1 protein-coding gene is annotated in these 1,761 nt (G+C 70.7%); it reads left to right on the forward strand.

Features of this window, described 5'->3' with window-relative positions; genetic code table 11:
• On the forward strand, positions 1–1,761 hold a 1,761-nt coding region (locus V7E46_RS33460; RefSeq protein ID WP_333771915.1), incomplete at both ends, for a rhamnogalacturonan lyase.

Below are 1,761 nucleotides of genomic sequence, written 5' to 3' on the forward strand. Positions count from 1 at the left end.
TCCCACCACCCCGCCGACCTCCCCGCCGGCCACCGGCCAGGGCCGCCAGGTCGAGAAGCTCGACCGCGGGGTGATCTCGGTACGCAGCGGCTCCGGCAACCTCGTGTCCTGGCGCTGGCTCGGCACCGACCCCGACACCGTCGCCTTCAACGTCTACCGCGGCGGCACCAAGGTCAACCCAGCGCCGCTGACCGGCGCGACGGACTACCTGGACGCCGGCGCCGCGGCCGGCTCCGCGTACACCGTGCGGGCGGTGGTGAACGGCGCCGAGCAGGCCGCGTCCCCCGCCTCGCTGTCCTTCGCCGACGGCTACCACGATGTGCCGATCTCACCGCCGGCCGGCGGCACCACGCCCGACGGTGTCGCCTACACCTACACGGCCAACGACGCCTCGGTCGGCGACCTCGACGGCGACGGCCGGCTCGACCTCGTACTGAAGTGGTATCCGACCAACGCCAAGGACAACTCCCAGTCCGGCTACACCGGCGACACCATCCTGGACGGCATCACGCTGGACGGCACCCGGCTGTGGCGGATCGACCTGGGCCGCAACATCCGCTCGGGCGCGCACTACACGCAGTTCCAGGTCTACGACTACGACGGCGACGGCAAGGCCGAGGTCGTCATGAAGACCGCCGACGGATCGGTGGACGGCACGGGGAAGACGATCGGCAGCGCGAGCGCGGACTACCGCAACTCCTCGGGCTACGTGCTGTCGGGACCTGAATTCCTGAGCGTCTTCAACGGGCAGACCGGTGCGGCGATGCAGACCGTGAACTACGACCCGCCGCGCGGCACCGTCTCCTCCTGGGGCGACAGCTACGGCAACCGGGTGGACCGCTTCCTGGCCGGCACCGCCTACCTCGACGGCACGCGCCCGTCGATCGTCATGGCCCGCGGCTACTACACCCGTACCGTGATCGCCGCGTGGGACTGGCGGGACGGCAGGCTCACCGAGCGCTGGCGCTTCGACAGCAACGACTCGGGCAACAGCTCCTACGCCGGCCAGGGCGACCACCAGCTCGTCACGGCCGACCTCGACGGCGACGGCAAGGACGAGATCGAGTACGGCTCCATGGCCGTGGACGACAACGGCGCCCGGCTGTGGAACACCGGCCAGGGCCACGGCGACGCCCTGCACGTCGGCGACCTCGACCCCTCCCACCCGGGCCTGGAGGTCTTCAAGGTCGACGAGGACACCTCCAAGCTCGCCGCCTGGTTCGCCGACGCCAAGACCGGCAAGATCCTCTGGTCGAACCCCAGCTGCGGCTGCGACAACGGCCGGGGCGTCTCGGACGACGTCTACGCCGGCAGCCCCGGCGCCGAGTCCTGGTCGTCGGGTGTGAGCGGCCTGTACAGCGCCGCCGGCCAGAACATCGGCCGCAAGCCCGGTTCGGCGAACTTCCTGGCCTGGTGGGACGGCGACCCGGTCCGCGAACTGCTGGACGGCACCCACATCGACAAGTACGGCACCGGCTCCGACACCCGGCTGCTGACCGCATCGGGCGTGCACTCCAACAACGACACCAAGGCGACGCCCTCGCTCTCCGGCGACCTCTTCGGCGACTGGCGCGAGGAAGTCGTCTGGCCCACGACCGACAACCGGGCCCTGCGGATCTACGCCACCCCGAATCCCACCGATCTGCGGATCACCACCCTGCTGCACGACACCCAGTACCGCACCGCGCTCGCCTGGCAGAACACCGCCTACAACCAGCCCCCGCACCCCGGCTTCTTCCTCGGCAACGGCATGCCGACCCC

Origin of the sequence: Streptomyces sp. IBSBF 2435 (assembly GCF_036815005.1) — a bacterium.
Classification (GTDB): domain Bacteria; phylum Actinomycetota; class Actinomycetes; order Streptomycetales; family Streptomycetaceae; genus Actinacidiphila.